Origin of the sequence: Candidatus Desulforudis audaxviator MP104C (assembly GCF_000018425.1) — a bacterium.
Classification (GTDB): Bacteria; Bacillota; Desulfotomaculia; order Desulfotomaculales; family Desulforudaceae; genus Desulforudis; species Desulforudis audaxviator.
Map to the genome: position 1 here is coordinate 886,136 of NC_010424.1, position 22,319 is coordinate 908,454.

The window sequence follows — 22,319 nt, forward strand, 5'->3', positions numbered from 1 at the left end:
GCTGGGGGAGGAGCGGTTGGATGCAGTGGGAGTGGCACGGTTTCAAACTGAAAATCATTATTCTGGCTCTGGTTGCCGGTTTAGTGGTTCTTTTGGGCGGCCACTGGCTGTACAAAAGCTATGGGTACAATCAGCCGCTGGTCCAGGCACTCGGGGAAGACAGCGCCGTACAGTCCTATGAAATCGACGACAAGCCGCCAGTCCTGCGGGTCGTGGTGCAGATCAACCGGACCGAGAACCTTATGGAAACCTACCAGCGCCTTGACCGCCGCGTCAAGCAGTCGGTTTCCAACCGTCCTTACGAACTAGTGATCAAAGACGACCGGAACGCCCGGCTCGCTCAGGCTTACTACCGCAGCCAGTTTGCCATTCATGAGGCCATTATGCGGGGCAATTTCCGGGAAATGCTGGCGGTGGTGGAGGAAAACGCGCGGGAGGCGGGGGCCGAAGCCCGGGTTTTCATCGACAGCGACAACGTGTACGTCCAGATGGACGGAGTGGAACATCACCTGGCGGTGGTGATCCCCCGTGGTCGGACGGCGGACGATGTCTCAGTGAGAACCGGGGGAGGACTCTATGTACAAAGAGGTTAGCATTGGTTTCGGGATTGCGCTGCTCATTTTTCTGGTTGTGATCGGTTACAACATCGGCCCACTGGTTTTCCTGGGTGCGCTCGGCGGGTTGCTGTACTACCTGATGCGTTCCCGGGGACTGGTGCGGACCTTTAACAAGGTGCCGTCCGAAAGCCAGGTGCAGGTTTCTTTCTGTGACGTGGGCGGGCAGGCGACGGCCATTGCGGAGCTGCGGGAAGCCCTGGATTTTATCAAAGACCGGCAAGAGATCCGCCGCTTGGGCATTCGGCCGCTAAAGGGCATTCTTTTGACCGGGCCTCCCGGAACGGGCAAGACGCTTTTAGCCCGGGCGGCGGCCAACTATACCGACGCGGTGTTCATCTCGGCGAGCGGCAGTGAATTCATCGAGATGTACGCCGGGGTCGGCGCGCAGCGGGTGCGCAAGCTGTTCAAGACGGCGCGCGAGGCCGCCCAGAAACACAAAAAGAACTACGCCCTGGTTTTCATCGATGAGATTGACGTACTGGGGGGCAAACGGGGCCGCACTTCCAGCCACCTGGAATACGATCAGACGCTGAACCAGTTGCTGGTGGAGATGGACGGCATCGATGTGGACGACGAAGTCCAACTGCTGGTGGTGGCGGCCACCAACCGGTCGGACATGCTTGATCCCGCCCTGCTGCGCCCCGGGCGGTTCGACCGTCAGGTGCGGGTTGATCTGCCCGACAAGGAGGGGCGCCTGGAGATCTTGCGCCTGCATACCCGCAACAAACCGCTGGCCGGGGACGTCAGCCTGCCCGAGTTGGCCCAGGACACCTTTGGGTTTTCTGGGGCCCACCTGGAGAGCCTGGCGAACGAGGCGGCCATCCTGGCGATGCGCGAGGCGGCGAAAGAAATCACCCGGAGCCATTTTCAGGAGGCGATCGACAAGGTGATAATGGGCGGGAAGCTGGACCGGCGGCCTTCGGTTGAGGAAATGAAACGCGTGGCCGTTCACGAAACCGGTCACGCAATGATCAGCGAACTGGTGCGGGCCGGGTCGGTGTCCACCCTGACCATTACGCCGCGAGGCAGTGCTTTGGGGTATATACGGCAAACGGCCGAAGACGACCGCTACCTGCACACCAAGGAGTATCTCGAGAACCAGATCGCGGTACTGCTGGCCGGCGCGGTCGCGGAGGAAATTATTCTTGGTTCGCGCAGCACGGGCGCCGCAAGCGACATCGAACAGGCGGTGGCGATTTCGGAGCACCTGATCCGCGGGGGCATGTCCGAACTCGGCTTTGTGAGCCTGGAGACACTTACTCCCGATACTAAGCAGAAAACCACGAGTGAGATTCTGAAAAACCAGGAGAGCCGGGTCCGGGAGAATCTGACGCAGCGGGAGGACGCGCTGCGGGTGATCGTGGAGCACCTGCTCAAGAATGAAAAAGTGACCGGAGAAGAATTGAGGAGGCTGTTGACCAATTCAGCAGCTTGAGTAGCGGTTGCTTTTTCGCCTAGCTAGTTGTAAAATTCACAAACATCAATTATGCTAGGCATGGGCCTATACTCTTATTTCGGTTAGGTGTGTTTAGTAATGCAGGCTGAAATAATCTGTACCGGGAGTGAACTGCTGCTAGGCTACGTTCAGAACACCAACGCCGACTACCTGGGCCACGAACTGGCGGCGCTGGGCATTGAGGTTGTTCTCCAGATCACAGTCGGTGACGATTGGAAAATCATGGAGCAGGCAGTCCGCGAGGCTCTGGAACGGGTCGACCTGGTAATTACCACCGGGGGCCTGGGGCCTACCACCGACGACATCACCAAGGACGTGATCGCTGCGGTGCTCGGCGTGCCGATGGTGACCGACGATGAGTCCTTGGCCCAGATGCGCGAATACTTCGCCCGGCGCGGCATCGAGATGCCGGACATATTCATCCGTCAGGCGAGCTTCCCTTACGGTTCCAGGATCATTCCCAACCACAAGGGTACGGCGCCGGGGGCCTTGATCGAAAGGGACGGAAAGGTGATCGTGATTTTCCCGGGACCGCCGCGGGAACTGCGGGCCATGTTTGAGACCTGGGTGAAGCCGTACCTCCTGGAGATCCCCGGCCGGGGCGAAGTGTTGCGGACCAGGGTGTTGAAGCTGACTGGTATCGCCGAGTACGCCGTCCAGGAAATCCTCAAAGAACTTGGTGATCTGGTGAACCCCAGTCTGGGGTATCTCGCTATGCCGGGGGAAGTGCACCTGCGGGTGAACGCCCACGCCGTGGATCCGGCGGAGGCCGAGCGGATGGTTGAGGAACTGACCGAGAAGGTGACCGGCCTGGTGGGCGAGTATGTCTTTGCTATAGACGACGAGGTCCCGGAGAAGACGGTGGGCGACCTCCTGCTCCGGAAGGGACTTACGGTTTCCGTCGCCGAATCTTGTACGGCCGGGATGGTTGCGGCCCGGTTCACCGACGTCCCGGGCAGCTCCCGTTACTTCATCGGTGGGGTGGTGGCTTACGACAACGATCTCAAACGGGAAGTGCTGGGGGTACCGGCCGAGATTCTGGACCGCTACGGCGCGGTCAGCGAACAGACGGCGGTGGCTATGGCCGAGGGCATCCGGCGGTTGACGGGTTCCGACCTTGGGTTGGCCATCACCGGCATCGCCGGTCCGGATGGGGGCACCAGGGCTAAGCCGGTAGGGCTGGTTTACGTCGCGCTGGCTAGTGCGCGCGAGACATTGTGCCAGCGGTTATTGTTGCCCGGAGTGCGCAAGGCGGTCCGAATCGGCACGGTGAATTCTTCCTTGAGAATTGTCAAGAGTTTTTTGAACCGGCAAGCCTGATTAGGGACCAGAATTCAGAATGGGGAAAGGCCGAGGCTCTTCTGTGAAGGGCCTTTTTGCTTGTGGGTGGACTCCGTTGGGGGAGATAGCGATTGTTTCGCGTTTTCCTGACATTCCGAGTAGATGTTTCCAAATTTTCGTCTTTCGCTTACAATGGGGTTTAGATACAAAACGGGGGAGGGGGACGGAACAATGATAGACCGGCAGAAAGCCCTCGAACTGGCCCTGGCCCAGATTGAACGCCAGTTCGGCAAGGGTGCGGTGATGAAACTCGGTGAGGCTACGGGGAAACTGAGCGTGGAAGTGATCCCGACGGGCGCCTTGGCGCTGGACTTGGCCCTGGGGGTGGGCGGGATGCCCCGGGGCCGGGTGATTGAAATCTTCGGTCCCGAGGCTTCGGGGAAGACCACCGTGGCCTTGCACGTAATCGCCGAGGCCCAGAGGATGGGGGGCACCGCTGCCTTCATTGACGCTGAGCACGCGCTGGACCCCGTCTACGCCGGAAAAGTCGGGGTGGATATCGAAAACCTATTGATTTCCCAGCCGGATACCGGCGAACAGGCCCTGGAAATCACCGAGGCGCTGGTCCGGAGCGGCGCGGTGGACGTGGTGGTGATCGACAGTGTGGCCGCCCTCGTGCCCCGGGCGGAGTTAGAGGGCGAAATGGGTGATATTCACGTCGGCCTCCAGGCGCGGCTGATGTCCCAAGCCCTGCGCAAACTGACGGCCGTCATCGGTAAATCGCGGACGGTGGCCATCTTTATCAACCAGATCCGGGAGAAAGTCGGCGTGATGTTCGGTAACCCGGAAACCACCCCGGGCGGTCGGGCCCTCAAGTTCTACTCCTCGATCCGGCTGGAGGTGCGCCGACTGGAGGCGCTCAAACAGGGCGCCGAAACCGTGGGGGCCCGGGTGCGCGTCAAGGTGGTCAAAAACAAGGTGGCGCCGCCCTTCAAACAGGCTGAATTCGACCTTTTGTACGGGGAGGGTATTTCCCTGCTGGGCAGTCTCCTCGACGTGGCCACCGACCTGCGGGTGGTAACCAAGAGCGGCGCCTGGTATTCGTACGGCCAGGAGCGCCTGGGCCAGGGGCGGGAGAATGCTCGCGAGTTTTTGAAAGAGCATCCCGAATTGGTGGACAAGATCTCCCAGCAGGTGAAGGAAATACTCGGCACCCCGGGTTTGAAGCTCGAGACGGCGGTAACCGGAGACGAGAAAGAAGGCGAATAGGATGTGCCGGTGCCTGTTCGGCCTAGCCCTTCTCCTGGCCGTGTTCCTGGCGTGCTCAGGGTGCGGTCCGCCGTCCCCCGAGAAACGAGAGCAGCCGGGAGAAGGGCCGGTTGCTGTCCGGGTGGTGCGAGTCGTGGACGGGGACACGGTGGTGGTGGCTATGCCCGGCGGTGCCGAGGAACGCTTGCGGCTGATCGGCGTGGACACTCCGGAGATTTCGGAGCCTCCCGAGCCATTTGGACTGGAGGCGGCCGCCTACTCCGCAGAACGCCTGGAGGGCCGGGTGGTGTTTCTGGAGACGGATGTGGCGCCGAGGGACCGCTATGGCAGACTCCTGGGATACTTGTGGCTCGAGAGCCCGTCCGGGCACCTCGGAGAGGCCCAGCTACGCCGGAACCTCTTCAATGCACACCTGCTGCTCGATGGGTATGCACAGCTGATGACCGTGCCCCCCAATGTGAAATACGCCGATTACTTCCGGGAGTTCCAGCGGGAGGCCCGGGAGAACGGGCGGGGACTCTGGGGGGCGGCGGTGGACGAAGAGGATTTCTACGTGGGGAACAGCGGCACCAGGCGTTTCCACCGCCCGGACTGCCCGAGTGCAGGGCAAATCGCGCCCCAGAACCGGACCCGTTTCGAAACCAGGACGGACGCCTTCGAGCTGGGTTACGAACCCTGCCGGACATGCAAGCCCTGAAGGACAAGGTTCTGCGGATGATCCAGAGTTTCAAAACAAAAACGGACACTGTTGAGTTTACAAACCGCCGCGGGAAGGCCCGCCTCCTTCAGGGGGCGGGATGAAAGCGGCTGTTTGCCAGAAACATTGGTTTGTGGCACAATATGGTTAGAAACCAACAAGGGCAGGAAACTGCATGCGCGTCATCCGGGGATACAAGTTCAAACTAAAAACCACGCCAGAACTGCAACGGGCCTTCGCTACCATGGCCGGACACGCCCGCTTTGTATGGAATAAAGCCCTGCGGTTGAATTTGGATCGGCTGGAGCGCAAAGCCCCGATCATGTGGTACTCTGATCTCTGCGGGCTCCTGCGGCTCTGGAAACAATCCGAAGAATACGGCTTTCTGGCCGAAGCGCACTCCCAAGTCCTTCAGCAAAAGCTCAAGGACTTGGACCGGGCCTTCGCAGACACTTTCGACAAAAACCAACCGCTCAAAAAACAGCCCCGCTTCAAAAAGAAGGGCCGGGACGACAGCTTCCGGTTCCCGCAAGGCGTGAAGATCGACAACCGCCGCGTCTGCCTACCCAAAATCGGATGGGTCGGGTTCTTCAAAAGCCAAGAAGTGCCCGGCACGATCAAGCAGGCCACCGTCACCCGCGAAGCCGACGGGTGGTACGTCTCCTTCCAGGTCGAAATAGAGCTGCCCGATCCCGTTTCGCATACAGAGTCCATGATCGGGCTGGACCGGGGCGTAGACGTCTTCGCCGCCACGTCCGAAGGCGAACTGGTAACGCCGGTGAATGCATTGAAAAACGCTCTGGACAAGCTGGCACGGCTGCAGCGGAAACTGGCCCGCCAAAAAAAGTTCTCCGAAAACTGGCGAAAGACCAGAAACCGGATCGCCAAACTGCACCAGAAGATCGCCCGGACGCGTCACGACTTCCTGCACAAGCTCTCCAGCAAGATCAGCAAGAGCCACGCTGTAGTCGCGCTGGAAGACCTGCCGGTCGGGAACATGACGCGCTCGGCGAAGGGCACCCTGGAAAACCCCGGCCGCAACGTCAGGGCCAAGTCTGGCTTGAACCGCGCCATCCTGGATCAGGGCTGGAGCATGTTCGAACGCATGCTGGAGTACAAACTGAACGAACATGGCGGAAAAGTTGTACCTGTACCCGCGCCAGGAACCAGCCACACCTGCTCGGCATGCGGGCACACCGATCCGGAAAGCCGCACCAGCCGCAACCTGTTCCGATGCGTGAAGTGCGGGCACACGGAACACGCCGACGTCAACGCCGCCAAGGTAATCCTCCAAAGAGCGAAAGTCAAGCTGGCGGCATAAACCTTAAAACGCCGCGGGGCACGCGGTGTCTGCCTGTAGAGGGTTAGAGCGAAGGCTCCCCAACGAAGCAGGAACCAGCGGGAAATCGCAAGAAAATACCGCCCCTGGTTACCCAGGGAATCCCACCCCCTTCAGGGGGTCGGGAGGATGTCAAAATAAAAGTCGCAGGGTTTTCAGGCAACGGCACCACATTTCAGCCAGATAACGCAAGTATGATGATCAGGCGCCCTCCACAGACTAATGTTGAGGAGGGTTATCAATGGCCAAATTACTCAGCGACGCTCTCAAGTACGAACTGGCCGCGGAGATGGGCGTGGCCCACAAGATTCAGGGCCGCGACTACGGAGAACTCACGTCCAGGGAGTGTGGCAACTTTGTGAAGTTGGCGCTCTTGAGGGCGGAGAGGGCACGGCTGTAAGACTCTCCCGAACCGAAAGGCACCCCTTTCAAGGGGTGCCTTTCAGGCCTTCCTATGGTTGCTCTTTGTTTTCCGGCAGTTGAACCAGGAGGAAATTGACCGGAAGGTAGCTCCCGGACGGCGCCGTATATTCCAGGCGGAGCGCTCCCGGAAGCACCGGGCGCTGGATGATTACCGCCTGGCGCTGCGGTTTCAGGAATCCTTCGACCGGTGTTTCCCAAACCAATCCGTTCATCCGGAGCGCGCCGCAGTAAACACCTCCCCTGGGGTTTAAGAGGACCACCGTGCCGGGTACGACCCGCTCGAAGAGAATCTCATACACCACGCCGTAATTGCCGTGATTAGACACTCGTTCACCGGTGAGTGCATCGATTCCGGTGAGCAAAACGTCGTGGACCCCATCGCCCAGCACCAAACGGCTGTTAACCGGGCTGCTTTCGGGCACTACGATCAGCCGGTCGGCCATGGGGAAGGTACCCCGGACATGCAGACCATCAGGCGGCAGCACCGGCAGTTGCGGGAAGACCGCCACGGGGTCCGCATCCGCCGGGACCGCGACCACGTAAAAGGTCAGCGGGGCCTCGGCAGAAAAGTCGGCGAGGCCGGTGACACAAAACCCAGGCCTTAGGGTTAGGCTGCTCAAGCCCGGGAGCAGGTCCACGGTCTTTCCAGGGGGAATCACGAATGTGGCGGGCGACGGGACGCCGAAGAAGTGCATCAAGTGCTCACGGCCCTGGTGCAGAATCCTGGTCGATGGACGGCTTAAACCCTGGCGGGTGATGGTGACGCGGACGGCCTCCGTCCCCGGGTTTTGGGCCAGAACCGCGATTTTTAGTCTGCCGCCGGTTTTGTTCAGGTGGTGCACCATCAGGCGGCCCGGGCCGGAGACCGTATCCCGGTAAAGGAGACCCGGGGCGGGCACGTCTTCTGGGCTGTTGGACCTGAGCAACGTTCTGGCCCTGCTCACCGCAGGGAGTTGAAGCACCGGCAAGTCGAGGACCCTTTCCTCAAACGGGATCACCTTCTTTGGCTCTCCGTACAGAAGATGGTATTGAGTCCGGGTGTAGTGCACCTCTTCACTGACCGGTACCACCAGCTCGAACCGGTCCTTGCCGCCGAGCGGATCTTCAACCTCCAGCGTTACCCGGTGCCTTCCGGCTTCAAAGAACGCCGGCTCCCGGTTCGTCCACCTATAGATTAGCTCGTGGCCGTCCGGGTCAAAACTCTCGTTTACGTACACAACCGGTTCGCCGATTTTATAAAAATCCTTTTCGGTGCGGAAACCCGCCACGGGAGGCGTATTTACGTTCAACCGTACCGTGTACGGGGCGCTCCAGTTGCCGTTGGCATCCCTTACCCGGAGTGTGACCTCGTAGAGGCCAGCCTGTTCGTACCACGGTTCCAGGCCGCTCCAGGCCCGCTCGACGATCTCCACGCCTTCCGGGTGGAAGCTCTCGTCCCGGACGGTGAGTTCCCCGCCCGGCCGGACGGGATTCGGGATCAGGCTGAAACGGGCCACCGGCGGGGTCTTGCTGGTCAGGTCCGCCGTGATGGTAATTTCTTTGGTGGCGGCGTCGAAATGCACGGTGGCGCCCAGTGCCACCGAAACAAACCGCAGCGGTACCAGAATGCGCCCGTCCTTAATCCGGGCCGGGGTCGGGAGCTCGACTGCCCTTCCGTTCACCAGGGCTTCGGAAGAGCCGGCGGCGAGCCTTATCGCCGTGCCGGGCCCGCTGAGAGACGCGGTTTTGGTTTCCGCTTCCCAGTCCACGGCTACTTCCAGCGCTTCACCGATGAAACGCAGAGGGACCAGGGTGTAGCCAGAATGAATCACGGGCGGCACGTCCAGGCCCGTCGGCACGGCATTGACGAAGGCCGTGGAGGCGCGGGGGTTCAAGAGAATTACTTTTTGCCCGGGGGAGGCATGGGCTGCTGCGGTAACCTGGAAAAACAGGGAGGTGGCCAGGATGACGGCGGGGATGAGTCTGGAAAACGGCAGTTGCACTGGATCGGCACTCCTTGTGAGGGAAAACGGTCCGCTGGTTACTTATCTTCCCTGGAATGCCATTTGTATTATACGCGAGTCCGGCAATTTCCTCTCGTGTCGCAGAAATGACGCGTAGGAAATTGTTGACAAGGAGTGGGTCAGGCCAGCCTTTCGAGGATCACCACGATCCCCGGGGCTACGAAGATGGCCGGGAGGAGGTTTGCCACGTGGATGTTGGTTACTCCCAGGATGTTCAATCCGATTCCCAGAATAACCAGTCCCCCGGAGGCGGTGAGTTCGGCCACCACCGAGGGGCTGATGAAGGCGGCAGCCCAGACGGCTCCCAGGGTGATACCGCCCTGGTAGATGAAGACCGGTACGGCCGAGAAGAGCACCCCGATACCCAGGGTTGAGGCCATGATCACAGAGGCGATCCCGTCCAGCATCGCCTTGGCGAACAGGGTGGTCGGCCGACCGGTCAGGCCGTCTTCGATCGCGCCCATTACCGCCATTGCGCCCACGCAGAACAGGATGGTGGAGGCCACAAAAGCACGGCCGATTTCGCCGCCGTTTCCCCCTCCCACCAGTTGCTCAAGGCGTTGGCCCACCCGGTTGATCCAACCGTCAATGTTCAGGATTCCTCCGACAAGGCCCCCGAGCACCAGACTGGCGATGACTATGAGCGGGTTTTGGGTTTCCAGGGCCATCTTCAGGCCGATGAGGATGACCGCCAGCCCCAGGCCCTGCACCACCGTGTCCTTGATCCGATCGGGAATGCCACGTTTCAGGGCCACGCCGACTAGGGCGCCCGCACAAATGGCGGCAACGTTGACAATAGTTCCAATCAACTGATTTGTTACTCCCATCCCGAAAAAGGTGTCAGGCACCTTTTTCGGTGTTCCTGTGTGCTCGTTCAGTTAATTATAGCCGATCATGCGCCCCCGCGCATGCGCAGTTTATCTCCGAGGGCGGCAAAATGCTCAATCCAGACCCGGGCCCGGTCGTCTCCCGCCGCGGCCCGCTCTTCAAACCCGCTGTAGACGCGCTGCAGGAGTTCGTAGTAGATATTCTGCACTTTCCACAGGTCCACCGTGAAAGGCAGGGACCGGGCCAGGCCGACGGCGGCGTTCAGGCCGGTAAGCGTGTCGAGGTTGTGGGGCTCTGCCTGCAGTCGGCCGGCCATCCGCTCCATCGTCTGTTCCAGCACGTAGTCGAGCCCAGCGGAGTCGAGCGGGACGCCGCAGGCCGCGGCCTGGTCGAGGAGCACGGCGATCCGCTTCAGACTGAATTCTTCGTCGGCGAAGGCGCGGCGCAAGTCGGTGTTCAGCACGAACTCGGCCGCGGTGCGCAGTTCTTTGGGCTGCGGGATGCCCAGCGCCCCCAGAAACCGCATCAGCGAGGCGTGGTGTTCGTATATGTGGCGGTAGTTCGCCTCCAGGTCGGCCAGGGTGGAGGCGAGGATCTGGTCGAGGATCTTCCGTTGCTCGTCCCGGAAGAGCAGCTTCAGCGAGTAAGGGATTCCCTCAAAGTACCGGTCGAGTATGCGGATGACTTCGGGAAGAGACCCTCCCTCGAACGCCGCCATCACCGCCTGCATCAACGCCCGGTAGGCGTCCTCGTCCTGGTGGGCCCGGACGCCGGCGCTCAGGTTGTGGTCGCCGAAGTGCAGCACCCCGTAACAGAGCGGGGCGCTCTCCCAGGTGATCTTGGAGGTTACCCGGGCCTGCCCCACCGCCAGCCTGATTCTCCCGGATGCGAGACCTTTGTGGTCCAGGCGCTCCACGGTGTAGCAATAGATGCGTGTCCGCGGCGGGTAGTCTTCGAACAGCGAACTGATGGCGTAGTGCGCCGCCACCTGGGGCAGGTCGACCATCGCCGTCCGAACGTGCTGCTCGTACAGGTAGGCCCCGTTCCGGTACTCGGCGACGTTGCTCTGTGCCCGGCCAATGATATCCAGGAACGGGGATTCGAGATCTTCATCAAAAAGTTCTTGAGCGAGTTGGATCACCCGGCCGGCATAGCGGAGTGACTGCACCGTCTGGACTTCCGCGAGGTCGTCGAAAAACCAGCCGCAGCTTGTGCCCATCAACAGGGCGTGCCGCTGTAATTCCAGGAGCTTCAGCGCGGTCACCGATTCCGCCTGATCGAGAGGACGCGCACCCTGTTCCGCCAGGAACCGCCCGACGTTCTCCGGGGAGCGGTCCAGAATCACCCCGATGTACTCGTTCCGTGCGCTCCAGGGGTCCTGGAGCAGGACTTGCGCCTTTTCTTCGTAGCGAGGGGCCACCGTGTCCGCCAGCCAGTCCACCGCCTCCCGCAGCGGCCGGCGCCAGGCCTGGTTCCAGGCGGGTTTCGCGCCGCTGTGGCAGCCGCAGTCGTCCCGCCAACGCTCGATGCCGTGGGCACAGCTCCAGGAGGTGTTCTCGGCGATCTCCACCTCGTGCGTCGGCGGGTGAAGAGCCAGGTATTCGGCGTAGTTGGTGAGCCGCGCCGTGCCGCCGGCCGCGATGCGGCGCAGGGCGTAGGCCAGGGCCATGTCTCCGTGCCGGTGATGGTGGCCGTAGGTCTCGCCATCGGTGGCGAAATGCACGAGTTGGGGACGGTCGCGGGAGTAGTCGAAACCGCGGTACAGGCGGTCGGCAAATTGCTCGCCGTTGGAAAGCAGGCCCTCAAAGGCCACCTCGCGGGCGATGGCGGCGTTGTAGAAAAAGAGGCCGATGGAGCGGCCCGCCTTCAGGTTCAGCCGGTAGGGCATCGAAGTATCGATACCCTCCGGTCCGACCGTTTTCCAGTGTCCGGTGCCGATTGCCTGCACCCGCCGGGCCTGGTGCGGGGCCAGGATGGTGAACCTGATTCCCTGCTCCGCCAACACCTCAAGAGTCTCCAGGTCCACGGCGGTTTCGGGCAGCCACATGCCCGCCGGTTTCCGGCCGAAACGGTGCTTGAAATCGCGGATTCCCCAGATCACCTGAGTCTCTTTGTCCCGGCGGCCGGCCAGGGGTAGGATAGGATGGCTGTAAGGCTGGGCGAGGGCCGAACCGTGCCCGGAAAAGAACTGCCGGCTGTCCCGGTCGGCCTCGATCACCGCCCGGTACACGTCGGGCGCCCCGGTTTCCAGCCAGGCCAGCAGGGTGGGGCCGAAGTTGAAGCTGATCCGGGAGTAGTTGTTTACAATCTCCCTGATCCGGCCGTCCTGGTCCAGAATGCGGGACGCGGCGTTGGGCGCATAGCACTCGTGCGTGATCCGTTCGTTCCAGTCGTGATAAGGCTGGGCCGACTCCTGGATGTCGATGGCCTCCAGCCACGGGTTTTCCCGCGGCGGCTGGTAGAAGTGTCCGTGGATGCAAATGTACCGTTTGTTGTCTGTACTCATACGCCTATTATTCCCCTCATCCCTGTTCGATAAGGGTCAAGAAGATTGTGCCCAGGGGCGGCAGGGTAAGTTCCACCGAGTATGGGCGGCCGTGCCGGGGCATCGGCCGGGCGGGAGCCCCGTCCGGGTTGCCCAGACCGCTGCCTCCGTAGATCAAGGCATCGCTGTTCAAAACCTCCGGGGCGCCGGTTCGGCGGAGAAGCGTCACGCCCGGACCTGGAGCAACTCCAGGATTCCCTTCAGCGGAATCGGCACCCATTCCGGGCGGTTGTTCAATTCGTACCCCAGTTCGTACACGGCCTTTTCCAGCAGGCAGGCGTCCAGCAGGACGGACAACTGCTCGGGCGTCTCCGGCAGGAAGGAGGCCCGGCCGGCAGTCTGGAAATAGGAGTCCAGAAAGGCGGCGGAGACCTTCAGGTGCCAGAAACGGGCCCACGGCTCCAGGACGGCCCGGTCTTCCCCGCGGGGCGGCCCGTCTGTGCCCGTCTGGTTGTACAGCGCGGTGTAGGCAGCGTAGTGGAAGGAGCGGAGCATGCCTGCTACGTCGCGCAAGGGCGTGCGTTTGGCCGGCGACTCCTGTACCGGACGGGCCGGTTCGCCGTCGAAGTCGATGATCACGAAATCCTCGCCGGTGTAAAGCAACTGGCCGAGGTGGTAGTCGCCGTGACAGCGGGTGCGCACGGTGTCGATCTTGTGGGTGAGCAGGGTCTGGAAGCGGTTTAAGACTTCCCCCTCAAGGTCTAGAACGGCCTGGGCTTCCGCGCGCGCCGCTTCCGGCAACTCCGCCAGCTTGCGGCGTAGAGTCAGGAAGACCTGGCTGGTCAGGCTGCGCATGGACTGGTACAGGGACCGCTGGTAAAATGTGGTGAACGGTTCGGGGGCGAAGTCTGGGTTATCCGGACGGGCGGCAAGGGCCAGGTGAAGCTCTGCCGTGCGCCGGCCGAGCAGCCGGGCCTTGTCCATATAACCACCGATCATTTTGGTCGCCGGGGAGAGGTCCTCCCCGGTCTGAGCGAACAGGATTTTGGACGGGAGCGGCGGCACTTTCAGACCGGACGCCCGCCGGACCCTTCCAAAGAAACGAGACAGCGCGCCCAGCGTGTACTGCCAGGCGTCCCCCTTGTTCGGCACGAAACCCTGCAGCACGGCCAGAGTCACCGGCCGGTCCTTTTCCCGAAAATACTCCAGACTGCCGGCCAGGGGGGCGACCTGGGTAAAGGTGGATTGCTCGGCCAGGAAACGGCTGATTTCGAGATCGGGGTTAATGCCTTCCCCGGCACGCCGGAAGAGCTTCAACATCAGCCGGTCCCCGAACAGCACTGTACTGTTGCTTTGTTCCGCCTGTATGAGCACCGGTTCCACCGGCGCCTGTACCGGACCGCGCAGCCGGGCGAATTGTCGCGTCGGCGTGGCGATCATAGTGCCGGATTCCCCTTTGAAGCGGCGCCGGCGGGGGACGGCATCCAGCAAGACCTCACAGAAGGCGGGGTCCCACAGGGCGTCGTACAGGATGCCTGTCTTATCCTTTGTTTGCAGCCGGGCCACGGCCGACTGGACCAGTTCGCGGCCCCCCTCCCACACCCGCCCCCACTCTCCTGTGGCCAGAGCGAGGGGGAGGATATAGGTCTCGGGGTCCCCTTCGGTATAGTCGGCCTGAACCAAGGTGATGTAAGCCACCGAACCGTTGTACGGCACGGGGATGACCTCCGTAACCCGGGTGGAATTCAGCCTCCGGGCCTTGCCCCCGAACCAGCGGCAGTTGGCAAGATAGAACGGCAGGACCTCCGCCAGGGCGTCCCGGTCGCCGCCCCAAAAGGCAGCTTCCCAGGAGCCTTTTAACACCAGGGTCGGAATGCCCGCCCTGGGGGCGCCGCCCGGGCTCCGTTCCCAAAGGAGACGCTGGGGTTCCAGGGAAAACCAGAAAAAGGCGTGTGGGCCGAGGGTGAAAAAGTACGGCCGGTCCCCTACCGGAGGAAACTCTGTACGGCCGAACATTTCGACTGGGATCATACCGCGGTAAGCGTTCAGGTCAAGCTCGACACACTGCGCGAAACGGGAGAGGTTGGCGATGACCAGGATCGACTCGTCCTCGTAACGGCGAACATAGGCCAGCACTTTGCGGTTTTCGGGATGCAGGAACTCCAGGCTGCCGCGCCCGAAAGCTTTGTAGCGCTTCCGCAGCGAGATCAGCCGTTTCATCCACGACAACAGGGAATGAGGGTTGTTCTGAAGTGTCTCGACGTTGACCGTTTCGTAATGATACTCGGCATCGACGATAACGGGCAGGTACAGCCGCTGGCGGTCGGCCTTGGAAAACCCCGCGTTGCGGTCGGCGCTCCACTGCATCGGCGTGCGCACACCGTTGCGGTCGCCCAGGTAGATGTTGTCGCCCATGCCGATTTCGTCCCCGTAGTAAATCACCGGGGTTCCCGGCAGGGAAAAGAGAAGGCCGTTCATCAGCTCGATGCGCCGGCGGTGGTTTCCAAGCAACGGGGCCAGACGCCGGCGGATGCCGAGGTTGATCCTCATCCGGGGGTCGTGCGCGTACGCGCGGTACATGTAGTCCCGCTCCTCGTCGGTGACCATTTCCAGGGTCAGCTCATCGTGGTTACGCAGGAAAAGCGCCCACTGGGAGGTTTCCGAGATCGGGGGCGTTTGCGTCAGAATGTCGACGACCGGAAAGCGGTCCTCCATGCGCAGCGCCATGAATAGGCGCGGCATCAGCGGAAAATGGAAGGCCATATGGCACTCGTCTCCCAGGTAGGCAGCGGCGTGCTCGGGCCACTGGTTGGCTTCGGCCAGGAGCATGCGGTTCTGGAAGCGTTCGTCAACGTGGCGGCGCAACTCTTTCAAAAAGGCGTGGGTTTCCGGCAGGTTCTCGCAGTTTGTGCCGTCCCGCTCGTACAGGTAGGGCACCGCATCCAGGCGCAGCCCGTCCACCCCGATCCGCAGCCAAAAGTCGAGCACCTTGAAAATGGCTTTCCGGACCATGGGGTTGTCATAGTTCAGGTCCGGCTGGTGCGCGTAGAACCGGTGCCAGTAATAGGCGCCGGCCGCCGGATCCCAAGTCCAGTTTGAAGTCTCGAAATCCTTGAAGATGATTCGCGCTTCCCGGTACTTCTCCGGGGTGTCGCTCCAGACGTAGAAATTCCGCCACACGCTGCCCGCCTTCGCCCGCCGGGCGCGCTGGAACCAGGGGTGCTGGTCCGAGGTGTGGTTGCACACCAGTTCGGTGACCACGCGCAACCCCCGGCGGTGGGCTTCCCGGACGAAAAACTTGAAGTCCGCAAGCGTCCCGTAGGACGGATGGACGGCCGTGTAGTCGGCGATATCGTAGCCGTCGTCCTTCAGGGGGGAAGGGTAGAAAGGCAGCAGCCAGATCGCGGTCACCCCCAGATCCTGGAGGTAATCAAGCTTTTCGGCCAGACCGCGGAAGTCACCGATGCCGTCGCCGTTGCGGTCAAAAAAGGCCCGCACGTGAAGCTCGTACAGGATGGCGTCCTTATACCAGAGCGGATTTTGGTCGAGCACCGGCCGGGCCTCCTTTCTCCGGGGTCAAACCTTTAGAATTAGTTATTTTCGAGATTGGAAAACGGCCGCCGTCAATCTGGGGCCGTACGCTCTCGATGACCACCCGGCGCCTGCCTTCGGCAACCAACAATTTGTCCACCGCCAATGGTCTAAACACTCGCTCCCCCAAGCAGAATAATCGGTGACAGAAAATTAACCAGACACATCTGTCTGGACTCTATTCCTGATTCGTGATGCCGGGCACGATTCCTGCCCGCCCCTGAAAGTCACAATTGTTTGATTCAGCGTGGTCCCGGTGGGCAAGAACAAAGCGGGAGGCATTAAAGAATGGAAATCACAAACCAGATGACGGAACTGTACGACGAGTTAAACCAGGCCGCGGAGAATATGGGCCAAATCCCGATTGAGGAGGCTTCGGAATACGACCGGGTGCTGCAGTTGTTTTTCAGCCGGGCGCGCCGCACCTTCCGCGCCGTCAGACTGCTGGCCGATCACGGGTATGGGGAACAGGCACTGATTCTGGTGCGGACGCTTTACGAGGACACCGTGAACCTCCTGTATATCAGCACCAATCCGGACCGGCTGGCCAAGCTCTTCCTGGAGTACGCGCACTTCAGAAACTTCAAGTACCTTCAGTACCTGCAGGAGCACTACCCGGAGTCACTCAAACTCGAAGGTTCCGATACCCTGCACAACCTGATTCAGGAATACGAACGGGTCAGGCAGAACTATCCACGGGGCGACAGCTGGAGCGGTCATTCCATCAGCCGGCTGGCGCGGATGCTGTATCTGGACGGGCTGCACGAAACCCTCTACAAAATCACCAGCGACCTCGCCCACGGCAACGTCGCCGGGGTGTACCACTTCCTGGTGACCAGAGACAACCGGACCATCGGGGTGCAAAGCGGGACCAGCCTTGACTACGCCACCCAGTCGGTGATCCTGGCCGTCGAGTGTTTCCGCCTGATCCTGAATGAAGTCAACCGCCACTTCAAGTTGCCGTTCGGCGAGGCCCTGGAACACACGCGCCGGGGACTGGCCGACTTATCGCACTAAACGGGGGCTTTCGCCTCCCCCGTCAGGCCCCACCAGATCAGGGCCAGCCCGGTGCCCAGCAACAAAAAGCTGACCGTCAGGTTCAGACAACCAAACCGTTCCGGCCGGCTGAACACCCGATCACGCCCCCGGTGCCCCCGCCTGGATTCCACGATCCGGGCCGGGAAGCGCAGCTGAAGCAACCCAATGACGAGAAATGCCAATCCCAGCAGTACCGGCGCCAGCATTACCACCCATTTCTGAAAAATGCCCGATTCGCCGGTCGCGCGCCCAAAGGGCGGCGTCCCGACACTCCTAAAATTCCACCCCAAAACAAATTACTCCTCTACGCCGGTAAAGTCCGCACCCGCCGGGACACGGGCGTGAGGTTCCGCCACGGCGGTCCGGCGCGTAAACATGTAGTCGGAAAACAGGCAGGCGGGTGGTGTGTGGGGTGAAAATACTGGCTCCGGGACTAAAGCCGCACGACCTGATCGGCATCGTCGCCCCGGCCGGACCGTTGCATGAGCACGGTGTGTTGAACCGGGGGCTTGAAACGCTGCACAAACTGGGCTTCCGGACTACGGTGGGCCGGCACGCCCTCGCCGGCTCCGGTTACTTGGCCGGTTCGGACGCCCAGCGGCTTGGCGATCTCACGGAAATGTTCTCCCGGCCCGAGGTGCGGGCGATCATTTGCCTCCGTGGTGGCTACGGCACCATGCGGCTGCTGGCTGATATCGACTACGGCTTGATCCGGGAGAACCCCAAAATCCTGGTGGGATTCAGCGACATTACCGGGTTGCACCTGGCCATCCGCAAGCGGTGCGGACTGGTCACCTTTCACGGGCCGATGGTGTCGACCGACTTCGGGACACAATTGTCCGCCTTTACGCGGAACCATTTCTTGCAGGTTCTGACTGCCGGCGCGGGGCTGAGGCAAATCACCAACCCCCCGGACGGGCCGCGCCCGGTGACCATCACTCCGGGCCAGGCCAGGGGGGAGTTGGTCGGCGGCAACCTGACCCTGGTGACCGCGCTTTTGGGCACCCCGTTCGAAATCGAAACCCGGGGCCGGATTCTGTTCCTAGAAGAGGTGGGGGAGAACCCGTACCGGCTGGACCGGATGCTCAGTCAACTCCGCCTGGCCGGTAAGCTGGCGGAAGCAGCCGGGGTGATCTTCGGTGAATGTGCGGGCTGCCGAACCGGCTCAACCGGGCAGGCCTTCAGCGTGGTGCAAGTTCTTAAGGACCGGTTGGGGGACCTGGGCGTCCCCTGCTTCTACGGTTTGGCGATCGGACACGGGGCCCACCGGGCGACGCTGCCGCTGGGGGTGACGGCCACGATGGACGCCGACCGTCATACCCTGCACTTGAACGAACCAGCGGTGTGCTGAAGTCCTACAGGACCCGCCGTCGCCGCTGTCTTGCCGATCTAACCCGTGATTAGTGTAGCGATAAAAAACGGGTTTTGGGTAGGGGAAAAACCTACTGAATCCGGGAAATATACCAGATACCAGCTAAGATGAGGGCGATCGAGAAGAACATGTGGAGTCGGCCGGCCTTGATTTGACCGGCCTTATCCTTTTTATGGCCCGTCCAGAATTGGTGGATGGCGGCGACCAAGATCAGACCCACAACCACGGTTTCCATCAGTATCACTCCTAAAAACCCGTAAGGGGTCTTTAAAAAACATTATATTCCGGTACCGCGGTCCGGGACAAGTATTAGTCCCCGGCGCGAGGTTATTCTTGCCAAAGCGAACCGGCCTTTTCAAATCGCCTGGCAGTGGTATAATCTAAGGGAATTAGTTAATCGAGAGCGCTTCTTCACTGTATTGTATTGCCACGGACGGATGCCAAGACTGCCGGATGAAGGAAGTGCCGGTTGTGAACATCAGACAAAAGATCCTGACCGGGTATCTCATCGTCTTCTTGGCCTGCGTTTTTACCGGCGGTTTTGCGCTGCACAGCATGTACAAGATGAAGGCCACCTACACCAACCTGATTGAAAACCGGGTGCACCTGGTCCACGAGACCCAGAACCTTTTACTGGCGTTCGAATACAAGGTGTTGATGATGCGTACCTACTTCCTGACCGGGCTGCCGGAATGGAAGGAAGAGTTTCTGAACCAGAGTGCCAGGACGATGCAGGCCCTGGAGGAACTGGAAGACCAGATCACCACGGACGCGGAGCGCGCCGTGTTTCTGCCCCTGTCGCAGTCCATCCGGAGCTTCGATGATAATTACGCCACCCCACAACTGGCGGTGCGTGAGGATCCCGCGCTGACGGAAGCGGAGAAAATGGCTCGAATCAAGGAACTGACCGTGCAGCAGCGAGGCACCGTTCGCCGGGTGATCTCCCAGGGTCAGGATTTCATCAACTTCCAGCAGAAGCTTCTGAACGCCACAGTGGCCGAAAGCGCCGCCTGGGTGTCCCTGGTCACCGCATTCACGGCGGTGCTGCTGAGTGTGTCCCTGCTTCTGGGACTGGGGGCGGCGGTGTACATCTCCCGGACCATTTCGGAACCGCTGCGGCGGCTGGAGGAAGCCGCCGAGTTGGTGGGCACGGGTGACCTCACGGCCGGGGAAACCGGGGTCCTGTCCCACGATGAGGTCGGCCGGCTCGCCCGTTCCTTCGCCCGGATGACCGAACATTTCCGCCGTCTCGTCGAGAGGGTGCGCTGGGCGACCGACAGCGTGATCAAGCAGTCGGCGGAACTGGGGGCAAGCGCCCGGGAAGCCACGGCCTCGGCGGCTGCGACCAATGAAGCCGTTGAGGAGTTGTCCGTACGGATCACCAGTATTGTCAGGAGTGCCTCGGCGGTTGAAGAAAAGATCAGGAAAGTGTCGAAACAGGCGGTCGAGGTGGAAGAGGCAGCCCGGAAAATGCGCAAGCAGATGGACGTCACCAGCATGGTGGCCGAGCGGGCGAACCTGGCGGTGACGCAGATGATCGCCCGCCTGGACGACATCGGGAAGGTGGTGCGCTTTAGCACGGACCTGGCCGTCCAGGCCGGGAGCCTGGCGCGGGAAGTGGCCAGGGAATCCGCTTACATGTACAGGCCCGACGAAACCGGAGCCGAGTCAACTGAAGGGGGGGCTGGGGTCTGCGCCCCTTGCCCGCCGGAGCCCTTCCTGGCCTTAGCCGCCGAAACCGAGAAGCGTTCCCAGCAGACGTTGGCGGCGGCGGCCGAGATATCAGGGCTGGTTGAGGATCTGCGCGCCGCGGCCCAGGATGTGGCCGTTGCGCTGGCGGAGGAGCGCGGGTTCATCGTTCAGAACCACGGCCTGGCGCGGGACGTCGCCGGGAGCCTGCCGGACGTGGTTTCGGCGGTGCACGTGATGTCGGAGTATTTCCGGGAGGTAAGTATTTTCATCATGAACGTGATGCAGCATATGGAGGCGATCAGCGACGGTGTGGAGAAACAGAGCGACCTGATCACTGATATCGGCGAAGCGGCGTCCACTCTGGATTCCGCCGCGCGTGAGCTGCAGGAAGCCATTTCCGCGCTGAAGATGTAACCCGGGGAAATGAGCGGGCTTGTTGATCGGGGTGGAATTCAATATGAACGCCATCCTGTTGAGCTGGGTGCCGGCCGTATTTCTTCTGTCCGCACCATCAGCGTTTCCGCTCCCGCCAGATGTCCAGGATCAGCCACAGGCTCAAAAAGGCCGAGATGGCGAACCCGAAAAGCCCCAGGCAGGAATGGCCGTAAATCAGCGGTGGGATGCCCGCGCTGATGATTACCGAGGAACCCATAATCAGCGCGCCCAGGACCACCCCCATGGTCAGGCGGTTCGCGGATTTGGCCAGGGATTTCTCGAGTCTGTCCGTGCCTTCGAACTTGACGAAGATTTCGCCCTTCTCCATGTGGTCCATAATCCGGTCCAGGCGCTGGGGGAAGTTCTCCAGGAGCCGCACGGTGTTGGACCATTCAATTTTCAGCTTGCGGGCCGCCTCCGAGGGGCTGCCGCGCTCGATGGTCAACTCGCGAAGATAGGGTTTGAGCAGGGCGACAGTGTCCAGGTTCGGGTAGATCTGCTGGCCCAGTCCCTCCATAGTCAGAAACGCCTTCGACATGAAGGCATACTGGGCCGGGATGGGGATGCGGTGCTGCTGGAAAACGGCCAGGAAATCCAGAAGCAGGCGGCCGGCGTTCCGGTGGCGCAGGTTGGTGGCAAAGAAGGTGTCCAGGAGTTCCCTGATGTCCCGCTGCAGCAGGGGCATGTTCCCGGCCCCGCGGACGCCGAACGCGTGCAGGGCGATGGTGGTCAGGTGTTCCTCGTCGCGGTGGATGATGGCCTGCAGCAAATCGACGATGTTCTGCCGCATGGAAAAAGTCAAGCGGCCCACCATCCCCCAGTCCAGAAGGCACAGCTGACCGGACGGCGTTATGAGCACGTTTCCGGCGTGCGGGTCGGCGTGGAAGAAGCCGTCTTGCAGTATCTGGCGCACCTGGGTGTTGAACCCGGCTTCCGCCAGCCTCCGGCGCTGCACCAGGTCACCGGTGAAGTCGCCAACCTTGACGCCTTCGATCAACTCCGTGGTCAGCACCTTGCGGGTGGTGTAGGCGTCATAGACTTTGGGGGCCGTGACCAAAGCGTCTTTTCCCATGGTGGAGCGGAAGATCCTGATGTTGGCCGCTTCTTTCAAAAAATTCAACTCGTTGTTGATGGTGCGGCGCAGTTCCTCGACCAGGGACGGCAGATTGTAGGGCCGCATGTCCGGGTAGCGATTGTGCAGCATATTGGCCAGGTAAGACAGGATTCTCAAGTCGGCTTGCACGGTGCTGTAGGCCTTTGGGCGGCGCACCTTGACGGCGACCGTTTCCCCGGTTTCACGCAGGACGGCGCGGTGAACCTGGGAGAGCGAGGCCGCGGCGAACGGCTTCTCGTCAAATTCCGAGAAAACGACATCCAGGGGCCCTAGGTCGGCGACGATCCGCTTTCTCACGTCGCCCGGGGGCTCGGGGGGAACGGAGTCCTGGAGTTTCTCCAATTCCACGATCAGTTCACCCGGTACCAGGTCGGGGCGCATACTCGCCACCTGGCCGAACTTGATGAAAGTGGTCCCCAGTTCCTCCAGTACGAGGCGGATCCGCTCGTAAATGGTGAGACCCCGGTCAACGCCCGTGATCCGTTTGGTCAACCCGAGATCGGGGAGATTATACCGGTCCACGAAATCACGGAACCCGTACTTGATGAGAATGAAGACGATGCGGTTGAACCTGGTCAGTCCAACCAGCGGTTGGCGGGTCAGGTTGATTGACTCCCTATCGTTCAGCATTACAAGGCCTAATCCCCTTGCCTTCAAAAAAGTGACAGCGCACGACCAA

18 protein-coding genes are annotated in these 22,319 nt (G+C 61.3%); 10 read left to right on the forward strand and 8 right to left on the reverse strand.

Translation table 11 applies throughout. The features are described 5' to 3' along the window. The first annotated feature begins 20 nt into the window (after positions 1–20). The 7 genes from DAUD_RS04230 to DAUD_RS04260 all read left to right on the forward strand — a co-directional run bounded on the left by DAUD_RS04230 (position 21) and on the right by DAUD_RS04260 (position 7,059). On the forward strand, positions 21–593 hold the full coding sequence (locus DAUD_RS04230) for a hypothetical protein (protein ID WP_041570817.1): 573 nt from the start codon (positions 21–23) through the stop codon (positions 591–593). Continuing rightward, complete coding sequence (locus DAUD_RS04235; protein ID WP_012301941.1) at positions 577–2,052, forward strand: AAA family ATPase; 1,476 nt, start codon at positions 577–579, stop codon at positions 2,050–2,052. The genes DAUD_RS04230 and DAUD_RS04235 overlap by 17 nt, the downstream gene beginning before the upstream one ends. Before the next feature lie 99 nt (positions 2,053–2,151). Beyond that, positions 2,152–3,393, forward strand: coding sequence for a competence/damage-inducible protein A (locus DAUD_RS04240; protein WP_012301942.1), 1,242 nt, complete (start codon positions 2,152–2,154; stop codon positions 3,391–3,393). Between the two features lie 192 nt (positions 3,394–3,585). Next, positions 3,586–4,623, forward strand: a complete 1,038-nt coding sequence (recA, locus tag DAUD_RS04245; protein WP_012301943.1) for a recombinase RecA — start codon at positions 3,586–3,588, stop codon at positions 4,621–4,623. 1 nt (position 4,624) lies between these two features. Beyond that, positions 4,625–5,320: a thermonuclease family protein gene (locus DAUD_RS04250; RefSeq protein WP_049752567.1), complete on the forward strand. Its 696-nt coding sequence runs from the start codon at positions 4,625–4,627 to the stop codon at positions 5,318–5,320. 175 nt (positions 5,321–5,495) lie between these two features. Continuing rightward, on the forward strand, positions 5,496–6,641 hold the full coding sequence (locus DAUD_RS04255; RefSeq protein ID WP_012301945.1) for an RNA-guided endonuclease InsQ/TnpB family protein: 1,146 nt from the start codon (positions 5,496–5,498) through the stop codon (positions 6,639–6,641). A gap of 259 nt (positions 6,642–6,900) precedes the next feature. Continuing rightward, positions 6,901–7,059, forward strand: coding sequence for a small, acid-soluble spore protein, alpha/beta type (locus tag DAUD_RS04260; RefSeq protein WP_012301946.1), 159 nt, complete (start codon positions 6,901–6,903; stop codon positions 7,057–7,059). Positions 7,060–7,111: 52 nt separating this feature from the next. On the opposite strand, the gene DAUD_RS04265 is transcribed toward DAUD_RS04260, so the two are convergent. The 5 genes from DAUD_RS04265 to treS all read right to left on the reverse strand — a co-directional run bounded on the left by DAUD_RS04265 (position 7,112) and on the right by treS (position 15,950). Then, positions 7,112–9,064, reverse strand: coding sequence for a copper amine oxidase N-terminal domain-containing protein (locus tag DAUD_RS04265; protein WP_012301947.1), 1,953 nt, complete (start codon positions 9,062–9,064; stop codon positions 7,112–7,114). 140 nt (positions 9,065–9,204) lie between these two features. After that, entirely contained in the window at positions 9,205–9,894 is a 690-nt protein-coding gene (locus tag DAUD_RS04270; RefSeq protein ID WP_012301948.1) for a DUF554 domain-containing protein, read from the reverse strand. An 83-nt stretch (positions 9,895–9,977) separates the two neighbouring features. Then, positions 9,978–12,419: a DUF3536 domain-containing protein gene (locus tag DAUD_RS04275; protein WP_012301949.1), complete on the reverse strand. Its 2,442-nt coding sequence runs from the start codon at positions 12,417–12,419 to the stop codon at positions 9,978–9,980. Between the two features lie 16 nt (positions 12,420–12,435). Further along, positions 12,436–12,591 (reverse strand): alpha amylase C-terminal domain-containing protein, encoded by a 156-nt coding sequence (locus DAUD_RS12635; protein ID WP_200858727.1) that lies wholly within the window; start codon positions 12,589–12,591, stop codon positions 12,436–12,438. A 32-nt stretch (positions 12,592–12,623) separates the two neighbouring features. Beyond that, complete coding sequence (gene treS / locus DAUD_RS04285) at positions 12,624–15,950, reverse strand: maltose alpha-D-glucosyltransferase (RefSeq protein ID WP_012301950.1); 3,327 nt, start codon at positions 15,948–15,950, stop codon at positions 12,624–12,626. A 327-nt stretch (positions 15,951–16,277) separates the two neighbouring features. Here treS and DAUD_RS04290 point away from each other — a divergent pair, with 327 nt between their 5' ends. Then, positions 16,278–17,006 carry a DUF5677 domain-containing protein gene (locus DAUD_RS04290; RefSeq protein WP_012301951.1) on the forward strand — a complete coding sequence of 243 codons (729 nt, stop codon included), beginning with the start codon at positions 16,278–16,280 and terminating at the stop codon, positions 17,004–17,006. Here DAUD_RS04290 and DAUD_RS04295 read toward each other — a convergent pair. Next, complete coding sequence (locus DAUD_RS04295) at positions 17,003–17,317, reverse strand: hypothetical protein (protein ID WP_012301952.1); 315 nt, start codon at positions 17,315–17,317, stop codon at positions 17,003–17,005. The two genes, DAUD_RS04290 and DAUD_RS04295, sit on opposite strands and share 4 nt — an antisense overlap. A gap of 122 nt (positions 17,318–17,439) precedes the next feature. Between DAUD_RS04295 and DAUD_RS04300 the strand changes: the two genes are divergently transcribed. Then, entirely contained in the window at positions 17,440–18,378 is a 939-nt protein-coding gene (locus tag DAUD_RS04300; RefSeq protein ID WP_012301953.1) for a S66 peptidase family protein, read from the forward strand. Between the two features lie 91 nt (positions 18,379–18,469). Here the strand turns inward: DAUD_RS04300 and DAUD_RS12425 are convergent, their stop codons facing one another. Beyond that, positions 18,470–18,634 carry a hypothetical protein gene (locus DAUD_RS12425; RefSeq protein WP_166485115.1) on the reverse strand — a complete coding sequence of 55 codons (165 nt, stop codon included), beginning with the start codon at positions 18,632–18,634 and terminating at the stop codon, positions 18,470–18,472. A 236-nt stretch (positions 18,635–18,870) separates the two neighbouring features. Here DAUD_RS12425 and DAUD_RS04305 point away from each other — a divergent pair, with 236 nt between their 5' ends. Next, positions 18,871–20,505, forward strand: coding sequence for a methyl-accepting chemotaxis protein (locus DAUD_RS04305; RefSeq protein ID WP_166485116.1), 1,635 nt, complete (start codon positions 18,871–18,873; stop codon positions 20,503–20,505). Between the two features lie 97 nt (positions 20,506–20,602). Here DAUD_RS04305 and DAUD_RS04310 read toward each other — a convergent pair whose 3' ends face one another. After that, complete coding sequence (locus DAUD_RS04310) at positions 20,603–22,270, reverse strand: ABC1 kinase family protein (RefSeq protein ID WP_012301955.1); 1,668 nt, start codon at positions 22,268–22,270, stop codon at positions 20,603–20,605. Between the last annotated feature and the right edge of the window lie 49 nt (positions 22,271–22,319).